The sequence below is a fragment of the Nostoc sp. genome (assembly GCF_036917455.1).
Lineage (GTDB): Bacteria > Cyanobacteriota > Cyanobacteriia > Cyanobacteriales > Nostocaceae > Nostoc.
Map to the genome: position 1 here is coordinate 18,050 of NZ_JBALDK010000040.1, position 24,026 is coordinate 42,075.

At 42.2% G+C, this 24,026-nt stretch carries 18 protein-coding genes and 1 pseudogene; 16 read left to right on the plus strand and 3 right to left on the minus strand.

Annotated elements, in window-relative coordinates; all coding sequences use genetic code 11:
- Positions 1-61: 61 nt before the first annotated feature.
- The gene (locus V7K42_RS04110) at positions 62-6,274 is read left to right on the plus strand and encodes an ATP-binding sensor histidine kinase (RefSeq protein ID WP_334913794.1); all 6,213 of its coding nucleotides are present in this window, start codon (positions 62-64) and stop codon (positions 6,272-6,274) included.
- Positions 6,275-6,503: 229 nt separating this feature from the next.
- Positions 6,504-6,677, plus strand: a pseudogene (locus tag V7K42_RS04115) (ATP-binding protein); the annotation flags it as partial.
- A gap of 503 nt (positions 6,678-7,180) precedes the next feature.
- On the opposite strand, the gene ctpA reads toward V7K42_RS04115, so the two are convergent.
- Positions 7,181-8,425, minus strand: coding sequence for a carboxyl-terminal processing protease CtpA (ctpA, locus tag V7K42_RS04120; RefSeq protein WP_334913796.1), 1,245 nt, complete (start codon positions 8,423-8,425; stop codon positions 7,181-7,183).
- A gap of 505 nt (positions 8,426-8,930) precedes the next feature.
- Between ctpA and petB the strand changes: the two genes are divergently transcribed.
- The 6 genes from petB (at position 8,931) to V7K42_RS04150 (ending at position 14,089) form a co-directional block, all read left to right on the plus strand.
- On the plus strand, positions 8,931-9,578 hold the full coding sequence (gene petB / locus V7K42_RS04125; RefSeq protein ID WP_322643226.1) for a cytochrome b6: 648 nt from the start codon (positions 8,931-8,933) through the stop codon (positions 9,576-9,578).
- A gap of 259 nt (positions 9,579-9,837) precedes the next feature.
- Positions 9,838-10,320, plus strand: coding sequence for a cytochrome b6-f complex subunit IV (gene petD / locus V7K42_RS04130; protein ID WP_334913799.1), 483 nt, complete (start codon positions 9,838-9,840; stop codon positions 10,318-10,320).
- A 349-nt stretch (positions 10,321-10,669) separates the two neighbouring features.
- On the plus strand, positions 10,670-11,113 hold the full coding sequence (locus V7K42_RS04135) for an ATP-binding protein (protein ID WP_334714769.1): 444 nt from the start codon (positions 10,670-10,672) through the stop codon (positions 11,111-11,113).
- A gap of 338 nt (positions 11,114-11,451) precedes the next feature.
- Positions 11,452-12,441 carry a GDP-mannose 4,6-dehydratase gene (locus V7K42_RS04140; RefSeq protein WP_334913801.1) on the plus strand — a complete coding sequence of 330 codons (990 nt, stop codon included), beginning with the start codon at positions 11,452-11,454 and terminating at the stop codon, positions 12,439-12,441.
- Between the two features lie 13 nt (positions 12,442-12,454).
- Positions 12,455-13,636: a glycosyltransferase family 4 protein gene (locus V7K42_RS04145; RefSeq protein ID WP_334913803.1), complete on the plus strand. Its 1,182-nt coding sequence runs from the start codon at positions 12,455-12,457 to the stop codon at positions 13,634-13,636.
- An 81-nt stretch (positions 13,637-13,717) separates the two neighbouring features.
- The gene (locus tag V7K42_RS04150; protein WP_334714767.1) at positions 13,718-14,089 is read left to right on the plus strand and encodes a hypothetical protein; all 372 of its coding nucleotides are present in this window, start codon (positions 13,718-13,720) and stop codon (positions 14,087-14,089) included.
- A 136-nt stretch (positions 14,090-14,225) separates the two neighbouring features.
- Here the strand turns inward: V7K42_RS04150 and V7K42_RS04155 are convergent, their stop codons facing one another.
- A complete protein-coding gene (locus V7K42_RS04155; RefSeq protein ID WP_334913805.1) occupies positions 14,226-14,657 on the minus strand; it encodes a hypothetical protein in 432 nt (143 codons plus the stop codon).
- A 464-nt stretch (positions 14,658-15,121) separates the two neighbouring features.
- Here V7K42_RS04155 and V7K42_RS04160 point away from each other — a divergent pair, with 464 nt between their 5' ends.
- The 7 genes from V7K42_RS04160 to V7K42_RS04190 all read left to right on the plus strand — a co-directional run bounded on the left by V7K42_RS04160 (position 15,122) and on the right by V7K42_RS04190 (position 21,496).
- Positions 15,122-15,466 (plus strand): hypothetical protein, encoded by a 345-nt coding sequence (locus tag V7K42_RS04160; protein ID WP_334913807.1) that lies wholly within the window; start codon positions 15,122-15,124, stop codon positions 15,464-15,466.
- 182 nt (positions 15,467-15,648) lie between these two features.
- Positions 15,649-17,808 (plus strand): pentapeptide repeat-containing protein, encoded by a 2,160-nt coding sequence (locus V7K42_RS04165; RefSeq protein ID WP_334913809.1) that lies wholly within the window; start codon positions 15,649-15,651, stop codon positions 17,806-17,808.
- A gap of 193 nt (positions 17,809-18,001) precedes the next feature.
- Entirely contained in the window at positions 18,002-18,490 is a 489-nt protein-coding gene (locus V7K42_RS04170; protein ID WP_334913811.1) for a hypothetical protein, read from the plus strand.
- A 145-nt stretch (positions 18,491-18,635) separates the two neighbouring features.
- Positions 18,636-18,842, plus strand: a complete 207-nt coding sequence (locus V7K42_RS04175) for a hypothetical protein (protein WP_334887333.1) — start codon at positions 18,636-18,638, stop codon at positions 18,840-18,842.
- A 222-nt stretch (positions 18,843-19,064) separates the two neighbouring features.
- Positions 19,065-20,303, plus strand: a complete 1,239-nt coding sequence (locus tag V7K42_RS04180) for a GNAT family N-acetyltransferase (protein WP_334913813.1) — start codon at positions 19,065-19,067, stop codon at positions 20,301-20,303.
- Positions 20,303-20,779, plus strand: a complete 477-nt coding sequence (ruvX, locus tag V7K42_RS04185) for a Holliday junction resolvase RuvX (RefSeq protein ID WP_334913815.1) — start codon at positions 20,303-20,305, stop codon at positions 20,777-20,779. The genes V7K42_RS04180 and ruvX overlap by 1 nt, the downstream gene beginning before the upstream one ends.
- A gap of 144 nt (positions 20,780-20,923) precedes the next feature.
- Positions 20,924-21,496, plus strand: coding sequence for a DUF3727 domain-containing protein (locus V7K42_RS04190; RefSeq protein WP_322639957.1), 573 nt, complete (start codon positions 20,924-20,926; stop codon positions 21,494-21,496).
- Between the two features lie 366 nt (positions 21,497-21,862).
- On the opposite strand, the gene V7K42_RS04195 is transcribed toward V7K42_RS04190, so the two are convergent.
- Positions 21,863-22,663 (minus strand): RMD1 family protein, encoded by an 801-nt coding sequence (locus tag V7K42_RS04195; RefSeq protein ID WP_334913819.1) that lies wholly within the window; start codon positions 22,661-22,663, stop codon positions 21,863-21,865.
- A gap of 672 nt (positions 22,664-23,335) precedes the next feature.
- On the opposite strand from V7K42_RS04195, the gene V7K42_RS04200 reads away from it, so the two are divergent.
- Positions 23,336-23,875 (plus strand): YqeG family HAD IIIA-type phosphatase, encoded by a 540-nt coding sequence (locus V7K42_RS04200; protein ID WP_334913821.1) that lies wholly within the window; start codon positions 23,336-23,338, stop codon positions 23,873-23,875.
- Positions 23,876-24,026: the final 151 nt, after the last annotated feature.

Consider the following 24,026-nt stretch of genomic DNA (forward strand, 5'->3'; position numbering starts at 1 on the left):
TCGTGAAGTCGGGGATTTTTTTTGGGAATACTAAATCTGGAAGTTTCACAGATTTAGCAACATGGTGAGTATCTTTATAAATATTCCCGGATATCGCATTAGTGAAGAACTCTACAATGGTTCTAGAACTCTGGTTTATCGAGGGGTTCGAGAGACTGACTCATTACCGATAGTGATTAAACTGCTGAAAAACTCTTATCCCAGTTTCAGCGAACTCTTGTCGTTTCGTAATCAATACACGATCGCCCAAAATCTCAACTCACCTTTGATCGTCGCAACCTACAGTCTAGAACCTTATCAAAATGGCTATGCGCTAGTGATGGAAGACTTTGGGGGAATTTCTCTCAAAGAGTGGAGAATGGGGGGAAGCGTAGAATCTCCGATCGAGTTTTTGGAGATAGCGATCGCACTCTGCAATGCCTTAGATATATTGTATCGTGAGCGGATTATTCATAAAGATATCAAACCCGCCAATATTTTAATTAATACAGAAACCAAACAAGTTAAATTAATCGACTTTAGTATTGCATCTTTACTACCACGAGAAACGCAAACATTAATCAATCCTAATGTCTTAGAAGGGACACTAGCTTTTATTTCCCCAGAACAAACAGGAAGAATGAATCGCGGGATTGACTACCGCACAGATTTTTATTCATTGGGTGTGACATTCTACGAATTACTGACTGGAGTTTTGCCATTTCAATCAAACGATCCGATGGAGTTGGTACATTCTCATATTGCAAAACCAGCGTCTTTAGTACATGAAATTAACCCACAAATCCCGTCTGTAATCTCAGAGATTGTTAGTAAATTGATGGCAAAAAATGCTGAAGATAGATATCAGAGTGCTTTGGGATTGAAATTTGATTTAGAAAAATGTTTACGTCAGCTACAAGTTGATGGTATAATTAATAATTTTAAAATTGCACAAAGGGATGTGTGCGATCGCTTCATCATTCCCGATAAACTTTATGGCAGAGAAACCGAAGTCTCAACTCTACTGCAAGCATTTGAGCGAGTCAGCCTTGGCGCAACAGAAATGATGCTAGTTGCTGGGTTTTCGGGGATTGGTAAAACTGCTATTGTCAACGAAGTGCATAAGCCGATTGTCAGACAACGCGGCTACTTTATCAAAGGCAAATTTGACCAGTTTAACCGCAATATCCCGTTGAGTGCCTTTGTACAGGCATTCCGAGATTTAATGGAACAATTGTTAAGCGAAACTGATGAGCAACTGGCGCAGTGGAAAGACAAAATCCTCTGTGCTTTAGGTGAAAATGGGCAAGTCCTAATTGAAGTTATTCCCGAACTAGAGCAGATTATCGGCAAACAACCAGCAGCCCCAGAACTCAATGGTAGTGCCGCCCAGAACCGCTTCAACTTGGTATTTGTGAAATTCATTGCTGCCTTCGCTACACTAGAACATCCGTTAGTGATGTTCCTCGATGACTTGCAGTGGGCAGATTCAGCTTCACTAAGTTTAATGCAAGTGTTGATGAGTCAAAACGAAGTGGATTCCCTCCTAACAATCGGGGCATACCGAGATAACGAAGTCTTTCTTGCCCATCCGCTAATGCTGACACTGGAGGAGATGAAAAAAGCCTTAGCAACTATCAGTACCCTTACCCTCACCCCGTTAAATCAATCTCAGATCGATTGTTTAGTTGCCGACACCCTCAGTTGTTCCACAGTTATAGCACAACCCCTGGCAGAGTTAGTTTATCAAAAAACTAAAGGCAATCCCTTCTTTGCTACCCAATTTCTCAGAGCTTTACATCAGGAGAACTACATTGCATATAACCTGCAAGTTGGACACTGGCAATGCGATATAGTGTCGGTGAAATTGCTCTCGCTTACTGATGATGTGGTTGAATTCATGGCGCAGCAATTACAAAAGTTGCCACAAACCACTCAAGAGATGCTGAAGCTGGCTGCTTGTGTGGGGGCACAGTTCGATCTGGAAACATTGGCGATCGTTTCAGAACGATCGCCAACCGATGCAGCCACAGCATTGTGGAAAGCTTTGCAGGAAGGCTTGATTTTACCCACGAGTCAGATTTATAAGTTTTTTCAGGATGCCCAAAAGTCCCAAGGGGAGACAGTTAATCCGACCTATCGTTTCCTGCACGATCGCGTCCAGCAAGCTGCTTACTCTCTAATTCCTGACGACCAAAAGCAAGCGACTCATCTCAAAATTGGGCAATTGCTGTTGCAAAATACTGCACCTGAAGCTTTAGAACTGAATGTTTTTGATATTGTTAATCAGTTGAACAATGGAATTGCTCTGGTAGAACAAATCGGCGATCGCTATGAGTTAGCGCAGTTGAATCTGATTGCTGGTAAGAAAGCAAAAGTTTCCACAGCTTATAAGGCAGCCATTAAATACTGTGCGATCGCAATGGAAATGCTTCCCGAAGATAGTTGGCAAACTGCCTACGACCTGACATTTAAGCTTTATCGAGAATGTGCAGAGTGCGAATACATCACAGGACGCTTTGACGAGGCAGAACGACTCTTCCATCGGGCATTAGAATACGTCGAGAATAAATTCGATCTAGCAGAGATTTATGGCCTGCAACTAGCCTTGCGATCCAATCAGGGAGAGAATCTACTCGCCGCTTATGAAGCTGCACTGAGTGGCTTGAGTGTTATGGGTATGAGCATTCCGGCAACCGACGAAGGTCAGCAAGCGCTGATTGAAAGCATACTCAAGGAGATCCACATCAAATTGGCAACTGTACAAGTCGCAGATTTATCTGACCTACCTGCGATGAACGATCCGGCGAAGAAGGTATGTATGTCAATTCTCCCCGATCTCTGGGGAGCTGCTTATGTCGGTGGCAATCAAGCGTTGACAATTCTAAGCATCCTCTTAATGGTTCATACTTCATTAACCGATGGCAATGCCGAAAGTTCGGGTTGCGCTTATTGTTTGTATGGGATGATGCTCACGATTCAGGGAGACTATCGAAGTGCTTATGAGTTCGCTACGTTGGGACGAAAGCTCGATCGCCAATTCAATAGCGCCAAGTTTATTCCCAAAACCAATAACGTTTTTGGTCATACAATCAATCCTTACAATAGACCACTGGTTGAAAACATAGCAGTTTACCAACAATCTTTTCAGACCAGTTATGAAACAGGTGACATTGGGTTTGGCATCTGGGCAGTAATATGTCTCATTTGGACGATGCTGTTAAAGGGCGATTGCCTATCAGAGGTGTATGGCGAAACCGATAAATACTTGAGCTATGTGCAACAAGTAAATAACGTAAATATGACGCATACATTTAACCTACAGCAGCAATTTCTTTTACACCTGCAAGGTTTGTTGGCTGAACCCGATTTACTGGTAGATCGCGGCGATCGCCAGATTCTCTGCCTTGATACTTGGCAAAAGAATAATTTTGAAGCTGGGATCAATTGGTATTGCTTCTTGAAACTCCAGCTATTGTATTTGTATGGTCGCTATGCCGATGCCCTGGAAGTCGCTGCTATTGCTGAAAAAACGCTGGCTTCTAATCTTGGTCTGTTTCCCATAATTCTATTCCACTTCTATTACCCGCTTAGTTTAGCCGCGCTTTATCCACAAGCAACCCCAGAAAATCAACAGCACTACTGGGATGTAATGCAGCAGCACCGACAGCTGCTAGAAACCTGGACACAGACTTGTCCAGAGAACTTTTTGCATCAATCGCTGTTGCTGGCGGCTGAAATGGCAAGAGTTTCTGGTAACTACGCAGATGCGATCGCCTGTTACGATCGCGCCATTACCGCAGCCAAAGAAAATCACTTTACCCAAATTGAAGCACTCGCCAACGAACTAGCAGCCAAGTTTTACCTGGAATGGGGTAAGGATCGGATTGCTCAGGAGTATATTACTCAAGCCTACTATGCCTATGCTCGCTGGGGTGCAAAAGCTAAAGTCACCGACTTGGAAAGACACTATCCCCAACTGCTTGCCCCCATATTACAGCAAACCCGTTCTCCCCTTTCCATTAACGAAACCATCTTCACCTTGGGGACTGTCACATTAAGCAATTTGGCCATATCTAATACCAGTGTTTCAGACAACCTTGATCTAGCTGCCATTTTCAAAGCTTCTCACACTATCTCCAGTGAAATCGAACTCGAAAAACTGCTTTCATCGTTACTTTCTATCGTCATCGAAAATGCAGGAGCCGATAAGTGTGTATTAATGCTGTTGCGAGACGATCGCTTGCTAATTAAAGGGTCGATTACTGAAGGAACACAACCAGTCGTGTTGCAGCGCCTTCCGGTTGAAGACAGCCAGGAAATTCCTCTGAAGCTAATTTACAAAGTCAAGCACAACAAACAGACTGTTGTTCTAGCGGATGCCACAACAGATCCAACCTTAGCTAATGACCAGTATATTGTTCGTCAACAGCCCAAGAGTATCTTGTGTAGTCCGATTTTGCATCAAGGCAAGTTGATGGGTATTTTATATCTAGAAAATAATTTAGTAACGGGAGCGTTCACCAGCGATCGCATCGAACTGCTAAATTTACTTTGCGCCCAAGCCGCTATTTCCCTAGAAAATGCCCGACTTTATGAGCGTTCCTTAGAATATGCCCAACAGTTAGAGCGATCGTTTGCCGAATTGAGTGTGAGTAACTCTCGGTTTGAGAAACTTGTAGATAATGTTCCTGGCATTGTTTATCAGTATCAGATAGCTGCTGATGGTACAATGTCTCTAAACTACATAAGTAGACAATGTTATCAATTATACGAAATTACAGCAGAACAAGCGATCGCTAATGCGCAGTTGCTCTTGAAAACAATACATCCAGATGATGCCGCAACTTACCAGCAGTCTATTACTAACTCAATGCAAACCCTAACCCCTTTTGAGTGGTCAGGGCGAATTATTACACCATCTGGGATTATTAAATGGATTCACTCCCTAGCCCGAATAGAACAAAAAGCCGATGAAACTGTAGTTTGGGATGGATTCTTGTTGGATATTAGCGAAAGTAAACAAGCAGAAGAACAACTGCGAGCATCCCAACAGAGACTCCAGCTATTAGTTCAACAAACTCCACTGGCAGTAATAGAGTGGGATACAAATTATCAAGTTACTGACTGGAATCCAGCAGCAGAAAGAATCTTTGGCTACAGCAAACAAGAGGCTTTCGGTCGTGAATTCAAATTCATCATTCCTCAAAATATTCAAGCAGAAATGGAGCGAGTCAGTGTCGAAATTATATCGCAGGATGGTGGCAATTACAGTATTAATGAAAATGTAACTAAGGATGGGAAAATTATTATTTGTGCTTGGTATAATAATCCGCTTGTCAGTTCGGATGGTGAGTTAATTGGAGTTACTTCCTTAGCAGATGATATTACCGAACAGAAAGTTGCTCAATTCCAACTTCAACAAAAAGCTCAAGAGTTAGAAACTGCTTTACAAAACCTGCAACAAGCCCAATTACAAATGATCCAAAGTGAGAAAATGTCTGCCTTGGGTAACTTAGTTGCTGGTGTCGCTCACGAAATGAATAATCCTTTAGGTTTTATTGCTGCCAGTATTAAACAAGCTCAACCCACTTTCGCTGATATTGTTGAACACTTGAAACTCTATCAAGAAAGTTTACCTAATAAGAGTGAAGAAATTCTCGAACATGCCGAAGAAATTGACTTAGAATATAGCTTAGAAGACTTGCCAAAAATGCTTGAATCCATGACAATGGCGTGCGACAGGCTGAAAAATATCAGCACTTCACTCCGCACTTTCTCTCGTGCCGATCGCGATTACAAAGTGCCGTTTAATATTCACGAAGGTATTGACAGCACCATTCTCATTCTCAAACATCGTCTGAAAGCTAACGAAGAACGTCCGGCGATCGCAGTTGTCACAAACTATGGTAACTTACCTAAAATTGAATGTTTTCATGGGCAGTTAAATCAGGTCTTTATGAATATTCTGGCAAATGCTATTGATGCATTAGAGGAATCTAATGATGGACGCGATTTTGAGGAAATTAAAGCCAATCCTAACTGTATTACAATTACAACTTCATCGGGAAATAATCTAGTTAAAATTGTCATTGCTGATGATGGTAAGGGGATGAGTGAGTCAGTTAAATATAAAATATTCGACCATTTATTTACTACAAAAGCTGTTGGTAAAGGGACGGGTTTAGGGTTGGCGATCGCACGGCAAATTGTCGAATCAACTCACAGTGGTAAATTAAGTTGTAACTCGGTTTTGGGTGAGGGTACAGAATTTATCATTGAAATCCCGGTATAATTTTTAGCTCTAATTATTAAACAGCTTCAGATATCTGAGAATAAGCTAAAGCACATGAGCCTATCCCACTAATGCCAGATTGTAGTAATCTATTTTTTAGCTATCGCAACCAGTGGTGAAAGTGCTTTACAGCAACTAGAACATACAACCGTCTCCTTGATTTTAGTCACCAAACACAAGAAGAACTCAAACAACAAAAACAAAATCTAGAACAAGCACTCGCAGAACTCAAAAGATATCTGACCACTTGTTTACTACAAAATCTGTCGGTAAAGGGACAGGATTAGGATTAGCGATCGCGCGACAAATTATCGTAGAAAAACATGGAGGTTCAATTACTGTAAATTCAACCCTGGGAAAAGGGATTGAGTTTCTATTAGAGTTCCCAATTATCAAAAATTAAACAAAAGTAATCTACTAATTCTACTTGAATATATACCTGACTTTTCACGGTAAGTCCTCAAGCCCTGAAAAAGCGTGGCTTTTTCCACAGGCTAATTATCAATAGCTCCCTTGTTAATGAGAATATTCAACGGAAAAATCAGGGCTTAAGAAACGCTCAAAATGACCTTTTCCACATTCCGTGAAAAGTCAGGAATATATACCAATACTATTTGATTTTTACCAGATAAAGAAAACCGAGTTTTTAATTTTTGATAAAGTTGAGCTAAGAGGTTCGACTACGCAAAACCTTCCCTCTCCAAATCGGAGAGGGATAGGCTTGAACTTTAGTTAAAGGCAGGCAAAGGTTTGTCGAAACTCCTAATATCATGTCCGGTCAATTAGTTATGATTCCCACATCTGTGCAAAAATCGGAAAACCCCTTTTCCCCCTGCTCTCTGCCTCCAGCAAGAACTGCGGTCTTCATAATAAGTTCTTAAACGGACATGATATAACTCCTAACTTTTAAACCTTTCCTGCCACAACCGAGTCTTTCTTCAAAAGTTCCACCGCTGCTTGATATTGCAAATCCGCTTCCGTGCCAATCTGTTCGCGGTTAATTGGGTCTTGGGAAATCACTTTATCTGGCTTAATACCTAGTTTGTTAATATCCCGGTGTTGAGGAGTTTCATACTTAGCAATTGTGACTGCCAAGCCAGAACCATCTGATAATTCAAATAAAGATTGAATTAGACCCTTGCCAAAAGTGGTTTCACCTACCAACTGGGCACGACCGTTATCTTGGAGTGCGCCGGCCAGAATTTCACTAGCACTGGCAGTTCCTTGATTCACCAAAATCACCAGAGGATCGTTAGTCAAGGCTGGGCCCAAGGCTTCAAAACTACCTTGAATGCCTTGTCGATTTACTGTGTAGACGATAGTACCAGAGTCTAACCACAAACGAGCGATTTCAATTCCTGATTGCAATAACCCCCCAGGATTATTTCGTAAATCCAGAATGTAGGCAGCAGCCCCTTTTTTTTCTAGACTAGAAATAGCGTGTGCCAATTCCGTTGAGGCGTTGGCATTGAATTGAGTGAGGCGTAGGTAGCCAATAGGTTTTTTATCAGTGGAAACACGCAATTCTGAAACCACAGGGTTAAGAGCAATGCGATCGCGTGTTAATCTAATTTCCGTTTCTGCCTCTCCGTCACGTTCAATGAGGAGAGTTACCAGGCTGCCACTAGGGCCCCGCATTTTAGTTGCAGCTTCATCTAGGGTAAGATTTTTTGTAGAAACGCCTTCAATTTTAAGAATGCGATCGCGTGGTCTAATTCCCGCTTTATCTGCTGGTGAACCCGCTATAGGAGCCACTACTTCCAACTTTCCAGTCTCAGGATTCAGGGCAATTTGCAATCCTACCCCAGTCAGTTCCCCAGAAGTATTGACCTGTAAACTACGGTACTGTTCCGGGTCTAAAAAGCGAGTAAAAGGATCGTCAAGGCTCTTGAGCATCTTCCCAATTGCCGTATAACTGGCATTTGAGTCTGCCAGTGGCTTCTCTAGAACCTTTTGCCGCACATCCGCCCAGTTTTGATGATTAAATGTCTCATCTAGATAAGTGCGATTAACAATTCGCCAAACTTCCGAAACCAGCTTTTGTTGGCTAGTCATTGCCACCGCAGGCTGTGTAAGCGTACCAAACGCCAACCAAAACGCCATTAACAACGAAAATCCAACCCGAAAGACTTGTTTATTCATGAACCCCATTATCAATTCCACCTCAACCCAAATTGCCTAGAAATGCTCAGTTGCCCTGTTGTTGATGAAATCTATCTCTCGATTATGTTACTTTTTTTATAGAAGTGGTGCATTTCTCTCATCAAGTTGTTCAGTCAACTGGTGCGTTGTATCCACTCATGAAAGGATAAAATCTACTTTGTGTCCACCATTTTGTGTGCAGGGGCGTAAAGAGATCGCAATATATTCCTTCTTTACAGAGTGTAAAGTTTCTGAAAACTCTTAGCACACTGAAAGCTGATAAGCAAACGAAAAAACTCGCCTTTACTAAAATCCCAAAATTGCTAATTGGGAGAGAAGTCATAAGAGGCGGCTGATGAAAAGTTCATAGACAATTCTGTTGCTACTCTAGTCTGCGACAACCCCTTGGGTGAATCCGCAGGATGCCGAGGCTTGGAATCATCAGAATTTTAGCCGCCAATTTAGAACTTCGGGATTTATCAACCGCAACCGACTTTTAGGAACTTGAGATTGTATGGCCAACGTTTCCGACTGGTTTGAGGAACGCCTGGAGATTCAGGCACTCGCTGAAGACGTTACTAGCAAGTACGTCCCTCCCCACGTCAACATCTTCTACTGCCTGGGTGGAATTACCCTGGTTTGCTTTCTCATCCAGTTTGCCACTGGATTTGCCATGACGTTCTACTACAGACCAACAGTCACTGAAGCTTTCTCCTCAGTGGAGTACATCATGAATGAAGTCAACTTCGGTTGGCTAATTCGCTCCATCCATCGCTGGTCTGCCAGCATGATGGTGTTGATGATGATTTTGCACGTTTTCCGGGTTTATCTTACAGGTGGTTTCAAAAAGCCCCGCGAGTTGACCTGGGTTAGCGGTGTGATCCTAGCTGTAATTACAGTTTCCTTTGGAGTCACTGGCTATTCCCTACCTTGGGATCAAGTTGGCTACTGGGCTGTGAAAATCGTTAGCGGCGTACCAGAAGCAATTCCCGTAGTTGGCGTTTTGATCTCCGACCTGCTACGCGGCGGTTCTAGTGTTGGTCAAGCAACACTAACTCGTTATTACAGCGCCCACACCTTTGTGCTGCCTTGGTTGATTGCAGTCTTCATGCTGTTTCACTTCTTAATGATCCGCAAGCAAGGTATTTCCGGGCCTTTGTAATCTCAGTTATTAGTGAAAGGCAAGATTTGTCAGTTTTCAGATCGAGTTGTTTGTTCTAAACTTATGAAACACAATAAATTTAATTGCACATAAGTTCCAACAAACAAACACTTGTATCTGAAGCCTAAAGCTGTAAACTCCCTCCAGGTGGCTGACGGTAAATCAACAAAACGCTCCTTCCCACCTGCTAGGGTTGCCTAGTAGCTGATAGCTTTCACAAATGCTTTAATTTAACTTAAGCAGGAGAGCATATTTCAAAATGGCAACACACAAAAAACCCGATCTGAGCGATCCTCAGTTAAGAGCAAAACTCGCTAAAGGCATGGGCCACAACTACTATGGTGAACCCGCTTGGCCTAATGACTTACTTTATGTCTTTCCAATCGTGATCATGGGTTCCTTTGCTGCAATTGTGGCTCTAGCTGTGCTAGATCCCGCGATGACCGGCGAACCAGCAAATCCTTTTGCTACACCATTGGAAATTTTGCCAGAGTGGTACTTGTATCCAGTCTTTCAAATTTTGCGATCGCTTCCTAACAAACTTTTAGGAGTGTTAGCAATGGGTTCGGTACCAGTTGGGCTAATTCTCATTCCCTTTATTGAGAATGTCAACAAGTTCCAAAACCCCTTCCGCCGTCCAGTCGCAACTACAGTCTTCCTCGTTGGTACTCTTGTCACCTTGTGGCTAGGTATTGGTGCTGCTTTGCCATTGGATAAATCTTTGACCTTGGGACTATTCTAATTAGTCACCACAAAGTGCTTTGACACCTGTGAGTTTCAAGAGTATACACATGTGCTTTTGAAATAAATCTACAGGTGTCAATTTTAACGATATAGAATTCATGAATCCTAGCCTCTTCTCTACCAGAGGCTGAACCAACAAGTCATCAGCCAACATCAAATATAAACATTTTTCACTTAATTAACATAAGTTGCTAGTTACAATCCTCAAAATGCAAAAATCGTCGGTATTTTGTATTTTGGTACACAAAATATCTGAATTTAAATTTTTCTGTATCGGATAAATTTGGCGAATAGTGCAAAATTTAATAACTAGCAACTTGGGTTTATTTATATTTAAGTCACAGTTAATGTTTACTATAGTGCAGCAAGACCATCTGAAGGTTAAGAGCGAACTTAGTCTCCTAAACCAGGTGCAAGAATGGTTCGAGCAATTTTGTCTGCAACATTTGTCTCAACTTGGCTGGTCAAAAACCCAACTAGATCGGCTCAATTTAGCATTAGCAGAAGGCTTTACTAACGCTGTTCGTCACGCTCATCATGCCTTACCCCCAGAAACAACCATTGAGATTAACGTTTATCTATGGATTGACCGACTAGAGATTAGAATTTGGGATTATGGAAAACCTTTCGATCCTGATGCGATCGCAGAGCCAGCCCCAGGTACTCTACAAGTAGGTGGCTATGGATGGTTTCTCCTCCGACGGTTGGCAGACCGTGTTGTATACGAACGTGGTGCAGATGGAAGAAATTGCCTTCTCATCGTCAAATACTCTGTAGAAACACAAAAGTAAAAGTTAAGTTGAGTCACTTACTTAAAAACAAAAACATAAGAAGAAGGGGTTTATGCTCAAATATGTAGTTACTTGATTGATAAGAGTATACTTTTTTTCAATGGTCTTTGACTTGGAGTAATATATTTTTTACGTAAAATTGCTTAGTAATTATGATTTTTTTGTAAAATCTCAAAGCATGTTTTTGTATAAAAATAATTGGTGAATACAGTAAACATAGCATTCGAGTTACGCTAGATCCCTTGTTAAGATTTGTCAGCAGTGTTGAGAGCCTGAATTTTTGTTCTCCAACAAGTCCCATTCAGTGCTTAAAGAGATAGAGAGAATAGGGGACAAATATGACTAAGACAGCCCTAATTACAGGAATAACTGGTCAAGATGGCTACTATCTCAGCCATTTGCTCCTTAACCGTGGTTATCGAGTTGTAGGATTAGTACCTCCCCATCGACAACCTAATTTGACAAAGCTGGGAACATTAGCAAATCAAGTAGAAATTTTTACGGTTGACTTGAGAGATAATGCAGCACTGTTGACCGCAGTTGAACAATTGCGTCCCCAAGAAATTTACAATTTGGCGGCTCCCAGTTTTGTCCCAGACTCCTGGAACGACCCATTGGGAACCCTAGATTTGATCACAGGTACGGCTACCAGACTTTTAGAAGCAGTGCGAAAGGTAGGTTTATCTACCAGATTTTATCAAGCCAGCAGTTCAGAAATGTTTGGCGATGTATTTATTTCGCCACAAGACGAAGAAACGCCTTTTCGTCCTAAAAATCCCTATGCTGCGGCGAAGATGCACGCCCACTGGACAATGGTACATCACAGACAGCGCTATGGACTATTTGCCTGTAGTGGGATTTTATATAACCATGAATCTCCTCTACGCGCACCTCAGTTTGTAACCCGAAAAGTTTCTTTGGCAGCCGCATCGATAAAATTGGGTTTAACTAACACCTTAGAAATGGGTAATTTAGATGCCAAACGCGATTGGGGATTCGCTGGAGATTACGTAGAAGCAATGTGGCTGATGTTGCAAGTGGATGAACCTGAAGAATATGTGATTGGCACTGGAAAACTTCACAGTGTTAGAGATTTAGTTGCCACAGCCTTTGAGTCTGTCGGATTGGATTGGACGCACCATATAGTTTTAAATACCAGCTTATTACGACAAGACGAGCATTTTCAATTAGTCGCTAACCCCACTAAAGCTAAAATAAACCTTGGCTGGGAACCCCAAGTCAGCTTTGAAGAACTTTTAGAAAAAATGGTAAAAACAGATTTAGAGCGGTTAAAAAGCGGTGCGATCGCACCCTTAACCCAAGTATAAATAACCTAATATTATGCACATCACTAAAGTGACAGAAAATCTAAAGGTAGGTGATAAAGTTAATCAAAGAACTAACCATGTCTTCGTGTTTTTAGAAATTTTTGCCCACGAGGGTGGTATCCAATCATATATAAAAGATATTTTCCGCGCCTATCTGGGATTGAGCCAAGTTTACAAGGCAGAAGTCTTTTTGCTGCGAGATAGCGCTGATAGATTAAATTTGTTTGAAGACGAGAACTTAAAATTTCATTACTTTAAAAATCAGTCTCCTCATTTAGGGAGACTGCAAATGGCAACAGCTTTACTTAAGTGTTTATTGCAAAATCGTCCGCAGCAAGTTTTCTGCGGTCACATTAACTTAGCAGTATTAATCCAAACCCTTTGTCAACCCTTGGGGATTCCTTACACCGTACTAACTTATGGCAAAGAAGTCTGGGAACCTCTGAAAAATCAAGAACGTCGCGCCCTGACATCAGCAGATAGAATTTGGACAATTAGTCGCTACAGCCGCGATCGCGCTTGTCTTGCCAATGGTCTAAACCCCAAAATGGTAGAGATGATGCCTTGTGCAATTGATGGGGATAAATTTACTCCTGGTTCCAAGCAGCCCGAATTAGTTCAAAAATATGGTTTCACTGGTTCTAAGGTGTTAATGACAGTAGCACGGCTATGGTCAGGGGATATTTACAAGGGTGTAGATGTGACTATTCGGGCATTACCACAAATCGCTCAGGTTTTCCCAGAAGTGAAATATTTGGTAATCGGTCGCGGTGATGACCAACCGCGATTGGCACAGTTAGCTGCATATTTAGGTGTGAGCGATCGCGTCGTATTTGCTGGTTTCGTTGCCACAGAAGAATTAATGGAACATTATCGCCTTGCTGATGCCTATATTATGCCTTCACAAGAAGGCTTTGGCATTGTCTATCTAGAAGCAATGGCTTGTGGAGTGCCTGTGTTATCCGGTGATGACGATGGCTCGGCAGACCCCTTACAGGATGGTAAACTGGGATGGCGAGTACCACACCGCAATCCTGATGCTGTAGCAGCAGCTTGTATAGAAATGCTTCAAGGGGATGACCAGCGATGTAATGGAGAATGGCTGCGAGAACAAGCGATCGCTCTGTTTGGCATAAATGCCCTCCAACGGCACTTGCAAAAAATGCTTTTATCCTCAGTCACAAAGTCAAAATGACAAATGACAAAAATGATAAGTGACCAATAACAAATGACTAAAATCGCTATCCTAGAAGGAGAGCAGGACTACATTTAAAAAATGAGCTTTAAGTCATTTCAATTGAATCTTTTAAATCTTCGGCCTTGGCTCACCCTCCTGGCAGTTGGTTGGTTGCTGGCATCACTGGGCTTGGGTTGGTTGGTTAATTCGTTGCTAATTATTGTCGGGTTGCTGTTTTTAGCACCCATTGTGGCTTTTTTTGGCTTTCGTTGGTGGCTGCAACGCAACTTGGTCGCTGACCAGTGTCCCGTCTGTGGATATGAATTTACGGGTTTAAATGACAGTCAGTTACAGTGTCCTAGCTGTGGGGAGTCACTGTTAGTACAAAATAGTCATTTTCAGCGCTTCACACCAGAAGGCACAATTGATGTCACTGCTATTGAAGTTCCAGCCAAATCACTAGAAGATTAGTAATTTGTTTTTTACACAGTCGGGGCATCGAATGTTAAGTTAGGTGATGTCAGACAAGCTTTGCTTGCAATCACTGATTGAGCTTAGAATCCCCCGAATTTAACGAAGTGGATTCGGGGGAGGATGTCAAAAATGACTACTTATTTCTTTGTGAGATTGAGAGGGTGTAGCTAGACTGCTGCTGGGATAGTTCGCCCACATAGACTGAGTATTTTCCTGTTTTCCAGTAACCAGAAAGTTCTGGCTTGCCTCCAGAGTAGCTATCTGGCATTACACAAAAGCGCCCTCCGGGCCCGTCGATCAACAGCGTTGGCTTCCCTTGACTCTCTGCTGTTAATCGTAAATAAGGTAGTGACTCTGTAACCTGGATAACTTGACTAGGTTCAGTGGAAATATTGCCACAATTACTTTTGACAGTTCCCCCAGACTTTCCGTTTAAAACTAGTGGATCTGGTTGGGAATTCCGATTAATTTGGACTGTTGGTGTCTGTGCCAAATTAGCCTCAGTGAAAACCAAACTCATCGCCAAAGCTGTGGGAACAATTGCAAGTAGCCGAAGCGTTTTCATTTTAATTAATGCTCCAGATTTTTTTAGAGCAATATTGTTATACAGTCTAATTTTATAGACGACAGCAATTTGCCTTGGTTCCAAAAGCTACCGTATAACCTAATACCATTAACTTTAAGATTGTTTGTGAAGATGCAATCTGTAGATGCTGCAAAACAACATCTCCACCTCAGTCATGCAAATTACCTCATCTATGATGATTAGTGGCGATCGCTTGTCCACCAAAATATTTAACCACCAGTATAATAATCATCATTTAAGAAAACTTTTTTGACATTTTAAAGACGTAAAAATACTTAAATAAGTAGAGTGATTAGCAGGCAATAACAAAAAAACATAATTTTTACCTGTCATAAAGGTATTGCACACACAGACATTAGCTAAAATCACTAAGACAACCACCAAAAATAGAATTTAGTTGGTCTGTTTTTCAAAAAGTGTGCTAATTGAGGTAGAAAAGATTGATGAATCCTCAACCAGAAGAAGACTTACAGCGTCGTCTCGATAAGCTGGAGGCAGAGATTAATTCCCCATCCGGGGTTGTATCTCAACCACAAGGACAAAAACAGATGCCTCAGTCTATTTTTGCCAACTTGAACTTGCAACTGGAGCGATTTCAGATTTGGTTCAACGGCTTATCTGGGACAAAAAAGCTGGTAGTTTCGGGTGTGACGGTGCTAGTAGGCTTGGCGATGCTGCAAGCAGTGTTTAAACTGGTTGCATCTGTAATCACTCTGGCACTTTTAGCAGCGTTAGTGTATGTTGGATACAAATTTTTTGTGTCTAGTAGCTTTCAACGTAAGCAATAAGTTGATATGCATTTACTTGGCAATCTGCCCGGAGTTATAAGAGTCAGGAGCCATAATACAAAAGGCTCTTGACTTATGACTCCTAAATTGTGTTTCAATATGCTTTTCTTTTTGCCCATTAGCTGAGTCTATTTTAATTGTGCCGATCGCGGCGTAGAAATAATATCAAAGGGAATTATTCGATGACATCACCAATTGTTAGAAGAAGTAGTAATCAATCTGGTCAGTCCAAAGAACCGGAAAGAGCCAGTTCGCTGTTACTAGCAAGTAGGCGTTTTGCAGCTTGGGCGGCTGAAATCACACTAGTGGTTGCCAGTGGGTTGATTCCCTTCGGCCTTGGTGTCTACGCCAATTCTAGAAGCGATCTAAACCGAGTGCCGCTTAACCCCGTGCTGGTAGTTACGGAAAGAGCGATCGCTCGTCCCTTGGCTCTGCCTGTGAGCTATGGCATCCGTAATGTAGCATGGCCAACCAATATTTTATGGACAATCGCTCTGTTAGCGCCTGTAACTCTCTCATGGTGGCAATTGTATTTACTAGCTAAAACTGGTAGTACAATTCCGAAACGTTGGTTCAAAGTGCGGGTTGTCAACGAGCAAGGAAAATCGCCCGGATTGGGGGCAGTTGTCATTAGAGAAGGAGTTGGACGTTGGACTGTACCTATCTCCATCGCCTATCTACTGTGGCGCTACAGCTTTGCTTTTCCAAATTTAGGATTATTCACATTTTTGTCTTTATTAATGATTGTCGGTGAAGGGATAGGTTTACCGTCGCGTCGGGGTCGTCGCGCCCTACACGATCAACTTGCAGGGACTCATACAATAGATGCAACTCGTCCCTTACCATCTTCACTCTTAGCTAGCAAAAGACAAGCTCAGTCTGCTGGCGGTAATGATGAAGCAGAAGAATGGCAAGAGGGAGAAGAATTAGCGGCAGATGAAATCAACCAATCACCTAACCTGTGGCGGCGGATACAGCAAAATCCCAATCTGACTTTGTTTGGGGTAGGGCTGACGAGTATGACTGCTGTGTTGGCAACTTTAATTGGCACTCAAGTTTATATTCAAATTCAACAATCCCAGCGAGCAACTAAGCAAATCAACGGCCAACAGTTCCTCGAACTCGTCAAACAATTGAGTCCAAACTCTGGGGCGACTAATGAGCAACGCCAAAGTGCAATTCTGGCTATGGGTGGTCTTAACGATCCACAATCCATCAAATTTCTCGCGGATTTATTGGTTAGCGAAACCAACCCCAGCCTCTTGGATACAATTCAACAAGCTTTGACAACTGTCGGCCCCCAAGCTATCCCCGAATTAAAAAATAAGAATCAGTTTTTAGTGGGTGAACTGGAATCTGTGGGTAGCACTGCAATCCAAGAACGGGATTTGCGGCAAGGGCGGCTACAAAGAAACCAGAAAACGATCAACAGAATTCTCTCTGTTTATAGCGGGAAAATGGAGGGCGTTGACCTTAGTAGCACCCAATTAGGTCAAAGCGGTACTCCAGGAAGTTCGTTCTTCAACTTGATATTAGACAACCTTGATTTATCTGGAGTTAAATTTAAATCTGCAAATCTTAACCAAGCCAGCTTTAAAGGTAGCCGCTTTCGGGGTGCGGGTGAAGATGGACGCTGGGATACCTACGATGATGTAATGGCTGATTTAAGCCAAGCTCAGTTGCAGCAAGCCAATCTTACTGATGCTAACCTTAGTCGCGTCTTGATGAACCGGATCGATTTGAGCCGCGCCACTCTCAACAGAGCCAACTTATCCAACGCGCGTCTATATGACGCTAAACTTAACAGCACCCAACTAGTAGGAGCTGATCTGCGAAACGCAGTTTTAGAAAGAGCTAGCTTAACTGGGGCTGATTTAGGCGATGCTAAATTGAACGAAGCTAATCTTTATGCAGCCCGTTTAGGTCGCGTTACTGCTATAGGAACGCAATTATCCTTCGCCAACTTAACTAACACCGATTGGCAAGGAGCAGATTTATCAGGAGCCTATTTGGATCGTGCTAATCTCAGCAATGCTAACCTGAGCGCCACTCGTCTGGCTGGTGCTGTTTTGCGTTCTGCCCAGATGGAAAACGTTAACTTACAAAATGCTGACCTGAGTCTTGCAGATTTACGGGGAGCAAATGTGGCAGGAGCAGATTTTAAGGGGGCAATTCTCGCCCCTAGCAAAGAAGATCCAGCAGATCAATTTGTCAAAACCCCAGATTTAGGCTCAGTATCTGCCGTAGTCCAAGGGGTTGATTTTTCTCAAGCGAAAAATTTAGATGCCAAGCAATTAGCGTACATTTGTACTCAAGGAGGCATTCATCCTCGTTGCCCGTAGAATGGAGGGGAGCAGGGAGTAGGGAGCATGGGGCAGGGGAGCAGGGGGGCAGGGGGAGCAGGGGAGCAGGGGAGCAGGGGAAGCAGAGGGAGACAAGGGAAGCAGAGGGAGACAAGGGAAGAATAATACCAATGCCCAATGCCCAATGCCTAATGCCCAATGCCCAATAACAAAATGGTGTGAGGAGTCAGTTATGAAATATATTCCATATTTGGTTTCAGTTTTGGGGGCTAGCTTGGTTTTGATGGCGACTACGAAACCAGCACAGGCTCAAGTAGCTTATGGCAGTTATATAGGTATAGGCCCCAGTGTTGGTTTTACTGATGGTATCCAGTTTGGGGGAGTAATAGCTGGGCGCTACAAGCTTTTGGAAGCACCGCTTTCACTGCGTGCCCAAGTATTAATAGGTAATAATACAGCAGTTGTGCCAACGGTTTCTTACGATATTCCCCTTAACTGGCAAGCTGATGCTTACCTTGGTGCTGGGTTAGTGTTGGCTGGTGGTGGTGGATCTTCTCCTGTGGGCGACAAAATCAGTTTTGCTTTACAACCGGGCATTGATTATATGATCCCGAATAGCAATACTGTCCTTTTTGGTAATGCCATCATTGCTTTTGATGCCTACCGTGATAGTGGTGGTACAGCTATCTCTGTACAAGGTGGTGTTGGTTTTAGATTTTAATGGGCAAAGAAAAACCCTGCTGCGATCGCTATCCCTGAGAAGCGTTAAACTTCATTGCAAATTCATAAGTTAGTCCAAACAACGTGATAGTTTTTGGTTATTGAAGAGAGACAGCACAGGATTAACACAGGAGAACACAGTGGCAATGGAATCAAATTTATTAACAGATGCGGGCACAGATGAAGTGAATCAAGATTTCAGTGAATATGTCGCCAACCTGCAACTTCACATGACTCTGCAAGCTCGCAATCTTGTTCCATCCCTGAAGCAAACACTGGTAGATAGTCGTCAGCAATTACTCCATCAAAGCCAAGCCAACTTTGAAAAGCTAGTTTCTCGACAAGGGCTGTAAATATATACAAATTTTAATCAAAATTCAAATAAAATAAAGGCAGATGTTGTTGGGTTAACGTCAATGGTGTTCTCACAAGGTCTGCTTTTTCTGATTTTTGAAGTATCAAATTACTCAAATCCCACTTTTGACGCACTAGTAAATGGCAGAAAGCAGTTAATATTATTGCAGCAGTTCCTTTGAAGAGCAGTTAGTTAAGGCTAAATAGCGGCTCGAATAAAAATGACTTCATTACTTCCCAGAAACCTCAGCGTTGTTATCCGACCAGTCCAATACCGGGATTTGGACGGAATTGAGCGCATAACTCAAGAGTCATTCGCAGCCCTTACTCCCCAAGGAGCAAGTTTTGCCATCAGCCAGATGCTCATGCTGCGTCGCTGGTATGGATTACTCAAGTTTTTGAGTTGGTTTCCTAACCCGCTTCAGTATCGCCTCTGTGCTTATGTTGCAGAGCAAGGGCGGATGCTTTTAGGAATGATTCAAGTATCACCATTTAACCGGACACGCAGTACTTGGCGCATTGATCGAGTGTTGTTAGAGCGTGGTGTCGATAAACAAGGAATTGGCTCGCAACTTTTGCGTCATTGCTTTGAATCGATTTTGGAAGCTCGCACTTGGCTGCTGGAAGTCAACATCAATGACATAGAGGCGCTGGCACTATATCGACAAAATGGATTCCAGCGTCTGGCAGAAATGACATATTGGGAAATTGGGCCGGAATTACTGGCTGAATTGGCACAAGCAGAGCCAGATTTGCCCAATCTTTTGCCAGTGAGTAATGCTGATGCCCAGTTGCTATACCAACTAGATACGGCATCTATGCCACCTTTGGTACGCCAGGTTTTTGACCGCAATACCCGCGACTTTAAAACCAGTTTGTTTGGCGCTTTAACTGATGCAGTGAAGCAATGGCTGACCAAAACAGAAGTAGTCAGTGGTTACGTATTTGAACCACAACGCAAAGCTGCGATCGGCTATTTTCAGGTGCAACTTGACCGAAAGGGCGAAGTTCCCCACGTGGCAACGTTGACGGTTCATCCTGCTTACACTTGGCTGTATCCAGAATTGTTATCTCAACTAGCTCGGATTGCTCAAGATTTTCCCCAGCAAGGGTTACAATTGGCTTCCTCTGACTATCAGGCAGAGCGAGAAGAGTACTTGGAACAAATCGGGGCAAAACGGATAGAACATACATTAGTGATGTCTCGCTCTGTGTGGCACAAGCTACGGGAGTCTAAATTTGTCTCTTTAGAAGGTATTCAGTGGACTGATATGCTGCAAGGTTTACAACCAGCACGTAAACCTATACCAGGTGGAATGTCATGGATACAACCAGGAAAGCTACCATCCTCAGATAAACCACTGCCAATCATGTCAGAACCGATTAACTTTCCAGTAAAAAACCCTAGTATAGAAGCATCGCCGATTATGGAATCAGCAGATGCAGAGCAGGAGGATTAATGAGATCCCAGGAGCAGCCAAAACCCTTTATTTCCGCCTTGGGACTAGATTTTGGTCGCAAGCGAATTGGTGTGGCTGGGTGCGATCGCACGGGTTTAATTGCTACTGGGATAACCACAATTGAGCGCACATCTTTTGAGCAGGATGTCGAGCAAATTCGGCAAATAGTTAATGAACGCGAGGTGCAAATCCTAGTTATGGGCTTACCTTATTCAATGGATGGCTCAATAGGATTCCAGGCGCGTCAAGTTCAAAAATTTACTACAAGACTTACTAAAGCGCTGAAATTGCCTGTGGAATATGTGGATGAGCGATTAACTTCATTTCAAGCAGAGCAACTGCTGATAGCTGAGAACCGCTCCCCGTCACGCCATAAAGGTTTGATTGACCGTAAAGCAGCCGCTCTAATCTTGCAGCAATGGCTGGATGTTAAGCGTGCTAGTTCCCGTAGTTCAGTTGCGGCTATTGAATATTGATACCTTTTAACATGATATTCTGAAAACGATTAGCCAGCAGTTGTATCTACGTGTCAAGCTATTTCACTGACATAATAATATGTCATTAAATAGTTAAGCGATTTCCAAACTTGCTGATATTTATTAAATTTTTACCTTTCGGCTATGTTTTCCCCTCCATTTCCTGAAGAAAATGATAACGCTCATACCAGTTCCATCACTTTAACCGATGATAAAGGGCGATCGCTCGAATGTTATGTAGAGCATTCCCTTGAGGTAGATGGACAAGAATACGTTTTACTTCTTCCAGTAGACTCACCTGTAGAGATTTTTTCTTGGGAAGGTGACGATGAGGAAGAAGAAGCAGTTCTGGTAGAAGACGATAATATCATTGAGCAAATTTTTGCAACTGCTCAAGCTGTACTATCTGAGCAGAATCTGGTATTAAAGAATACAGCTTATGCTTTGACGGTTGCAGGTGATTTACCGCCAGTCGAAGAATCAGAACTCTTTACCTTAGAAATTGAAGACGAAGAAGCAGATTTAGATCCAGAGCAGTTACAGTTACTTGCTAGCTTCTATGATGAAGATCAGGAGTATGCAATTTATACACCCCTCGATCCCCTGTTATTTTTTGCACGAATAGCAAAAACAGGTGAACCGGAATTACTCTCTCCAGAAGAGTTTCGCCAAGTGCAACCTCTGTTAGAGGAACATCTTTTTAATGAAGTAGAATAAAATTTAAAATTCAAAATGTAACATTTTCATTTTGAATTTTTATTTTAATCAAAAACTACTTAAACCTTTTACCATATCCCGTTAAGGAATAAGAATTAAATAACATACAATTTATGTCCCTGGCTTACCTCACCCTCAATCCCTCTCCTTATAAAGGAGAGGGAAGTTAGATAGAGGATGAAGTTTTGCATTTTATTTAATCGACGTTTCTAAATGTGGAAGCAATGAAACATTGATACAAAATTGGGATAGTTTTTGTTGTTTAAGATTCTAAAAAAAGCATAGAATTTTGTAGTGTTGGCTGCGATCGCCCGACTCAAGGCTACTGCTAAAAAGCAGTAATTTTTACGATCTCCAAATTGAGCGTTAGCCTTTGAAAACTATGTCGTACAGTGACAGCAGAATCTCCACCACAATCAGAATCACCACATACCACTCTACTCGCTGGCTACTGCTATGCTGCATAAACTCCAGCACTGTTTGCGCGGTTTGGGTAATTAGCTCTAGTTTGCGTTCCAAAGCATTATGACGCTCACGGATTTCGTATTCATCCTCTAAGCGGAGATATAAGTTTTCTAACTGTGGGGACTCCCAGAGCAACTCCGGCTTATCAATAATCTCTACTCGACCTACAATCTTATGTTGAACTAACAGCGCAGTCCCAAGTTGACGCAGTAATTCCCTACTCTGCTTTCTTCCTCTGTTTTCGCGTTGGAGACTAGCTGCAAATGGTTTAATTTGACCGAATACGGTCGCTAGGCTAGTTTCATAATGAGACAGCACAACACTTTTAGCGAGGATATCAGCCACTATCTGCAACCGTTCTACACTAAATTCATGCAGCAAAATTTTTCCTTCCCTAACTCTTTCACTCTCCGCAATGTTGAGATGCACTTCCACTTCTTCTGTTTCTGGGTCGGCAAAAGAGTCACTAACTTGAGAGGATAGTTTGGTCAAGAAGGCTGCTTTTTCTACAGGCTCAAGATTAAACAAGACAACTGCACCATATTCCAGCAGCACCACACAGCCGTGTTCACCGACTGTAACCATTAGTGGCATAGTCGCCAAACAAACGTAATTCTCCAACGTCTGTAAGTGAATATCCTCACCAAGGAATAGGGCCTGCGCTCTAAATTTATCTCTATCATTAAAAAGGAGTTTTTGCATTATCGCCCTATTTGCTTTTCTGTCTGCTACTCTGCGAGGATAGCGATAGCAACCAATGCCTATTATCGGAGATCGCTACAATCTCAGCTTACCAATAAACTTATTTAGCACTGCCGAAAGTGCGTTTGTATTTTGACCCTGTACTGGTAAAAAATGTTTTCCCAACAATTTGGATAAAGCAAATCCCTAAGAGAACCATAAATGTAGGATTTTGACAATCTTGGGAAATAATTTTATAATCATCAGCCAATAAATATACTTTAAATTTTTGTCAACATCTTAATATGTATGTGTTTACTTTATCATTTTTTATTTAATATTCAAAACTTCTATTTACCACTTTATAATACAACTAATCTCAAGCATTGCCAGGGAAATTATAAATTTATATTTAGCGGTAATATTAGCATTAAAATTATTTAATTAACAGGAAGTAAATGAAATTAAGGAAATTTATTGTGAGGTAATCACCGACAATATTTGGAATTTTTTTAAATTAGAAGCAAACGATATATTTATGGATTTGAATAGTTTTTACATCAAAGAAATATAAAATATTTTAGGGATTTTATCTCAAAATGTTCAGGGAGATATTCCAGTATGGAGTTAGACTAACTAAACTATATTGGGTTATGCTCATTTGTCTGAGCTATTTAAATTTGACTGTTGACTATGGCCTGGAACAACCTTTTGCAACCTGACTTGATTTTAGAAGGTTCAGTGTTGAATCTAACACCAGATATTATCCAAAAATACGGGCTTAAAGGGCTGGTGTTGGATGTAGACGAAACCTTAGTACCCTTTACGGTAGGAATAGCTTCCCCAGAACTACGAGAGTGGGTGGAGCAAATTCGCACCTGTACTGCATTGTGTTTGGTGAGCAACAATCTAAGTGAAGCCCGAATTGGGGGAATTGCGCGATCGCTCAACCTACCTTACTATTTAGGTGCAGCGAAGCCTTCCCGACGCAAAATTAGGGCAGCACTTAGGGGAATGGATCTACCAGTGCATCAAGTGGGAATGGTAGGCGATCGCTTATTTACCGATGTCATAGCAGGTAATCGCTTGGGGATGTTTACCATTTTAGTTGAACCGATTGTCCATGCTGATGAAGCCCTGCGCTCTCATCCCGTCCGCAACTTTGAAGTTTGGGTATCTGAAATCTTAGGAGCCTCCATTACCCCCAAGAAAAGCAAGATTCACAAAACTTGAGAAATCGTCAGGAAAGTAAATCTAAAGAAATGCTTAAGGAATCTTACTGGAAGTCAAAAATCGGGGATCATAAGTATTAATAACATAGGGTCAGCCAAAAAAGACCCTAACTCATACTAAGTAAATATACTTCCGTAAAGCGTCAACCTTC

What these genes read in the sequence shown, in the direction of transcription:
- V7K42_RS04110 (WP_334913794.1), top strand. Translation starts at nt 62, where the DNA reads ATGGTGAGTATCTTTATAAATATTCCCGGATATCGCATTAGTGAAGAA.
- ctpA (WP_334913796.1), bottom strand. Translation starts at nt 8,425, where the DNA reads ATGGGGTTCATGAATAAACAAGTCTTTCGGGTTGGATTTTCGTTGTTA.
- petB (WP_322643226.1), top strand. Translation starts at nt 8,931, where the DNA reads ATGGCCAACGTTTCCGACTGGTTTGAGGAACGCCTGGAGATTCAGGCA.
- petD (WP_334913799.1), top strand. Translation starts at nt 9,838, where the DNA reads ATGGCAACACACAAAAAACCCGATCTGAGCGATCCTCAGTTAAGAGCA.
- V7K42_RS04135 (WP_334714769.1), top strand. Translation starts at nt 10,670, where the DNA reads ATGTTTACTATAGTGCAGCAAGACCATCTGAAGGTTAAGAGCGAACTT.
- V7K42_RS04140 (WP_334913801.1), top strand. Translation starts at nt 11,452, where the DNA reads ATGACTAAGACAGCCCTAATTACAGGAATAACTGGTCAAGATGGCTAC.
- V7K42_RS04145 (WP_334913803.1), top strand. Translation starts at nt 12,455, where the DNA reads ATGCACATCACTAAAGTGACAGAAAATCTAAAGGTAGGTGATAAAGTT.
- V7K42_RS04150 (WP_334714767.1), top strand. Translation starts at nt 13,718, where the DNA reads ATGAGCTTTAAGTCATTTCAATTGAATCTTTTAAATCTTCGGCCTTGG.
- V7K42_RS04155 (WP_334913805.1), bottom strand. Translation starts at nt 14,657, where the DNA reads ATGAAAACGCTTCGGCTACTTGCAATTGTTCCCACAGCTTTGGCGATG.
- V7K42_RS04160 (WP_334913807.1), top strand. Translation starts at nt 15,122, where the DNA reads ATGAATCCTCAACCAGAAGAAGACTTACAGCGTCGTCTCGATAAGCTG.
- V7K42_RS04165 (WP_334913809.1), top strand. Translation starts at nt 15,649, where the DNA reads ATGACATCACCAATTGTTAGAAGAAGTAGTAATCAATCTGGTCAGTCC.
- V7K42_RS04170 (WP_334913811.1), top strand. Translation starts at nt 18,002, where the DNA reads ATGAAATATATTCCATATTTGGTTTCAGTTTTGGGGGCTAGCTTGGTT.
- V7K42_RS04175 (WP_334887333.1), top strand. Translation starts at nt 18,636, where the DNA reads ATGGAATCAAATTTATTAACAGATGCGGGCACAGATGAAGTGAATCAA.
- V7K42_RS04180 (WP_334913813.1), top strand. Translation starts at nt 19,065, where the DNA reads ATGACTTCATTACTTCCCAGAAACCTCAGCGTTGTTATCCGACCAGTC.
- ruvX (WP_334913815.1), top strand. Translation starts at nt 20,303, where the DNA reads ATGAGATCCCAGGAGCAGCCAAAACCCTTTATTTCCGCCTTGGGACTA.
- V7K42_RS04190 (WP_322639957.1), top strand. Translation starts at nt 20,924, where the DNA reads ATGTTTTCCCCTCCATTTCCTGAAGAAAATGATAACGCTCATACCAGT.
- V7K42_RS04195 (WP_334913819.1), bottom strand. Translation starts at nt 22,663, where the DNA reads ATGCAAAAACTCCTTTTTAATGATAGAGATAAATTTAGAGCGCAGGCC.
- V7K42_RS04200 (WP_334913821.1), top strand. Translation starts at nt 23,336, where the DNA reads ATGGCCTGGAACAACCTTTTGCAACCTGACTTGATTTTAGAAGGTTCA.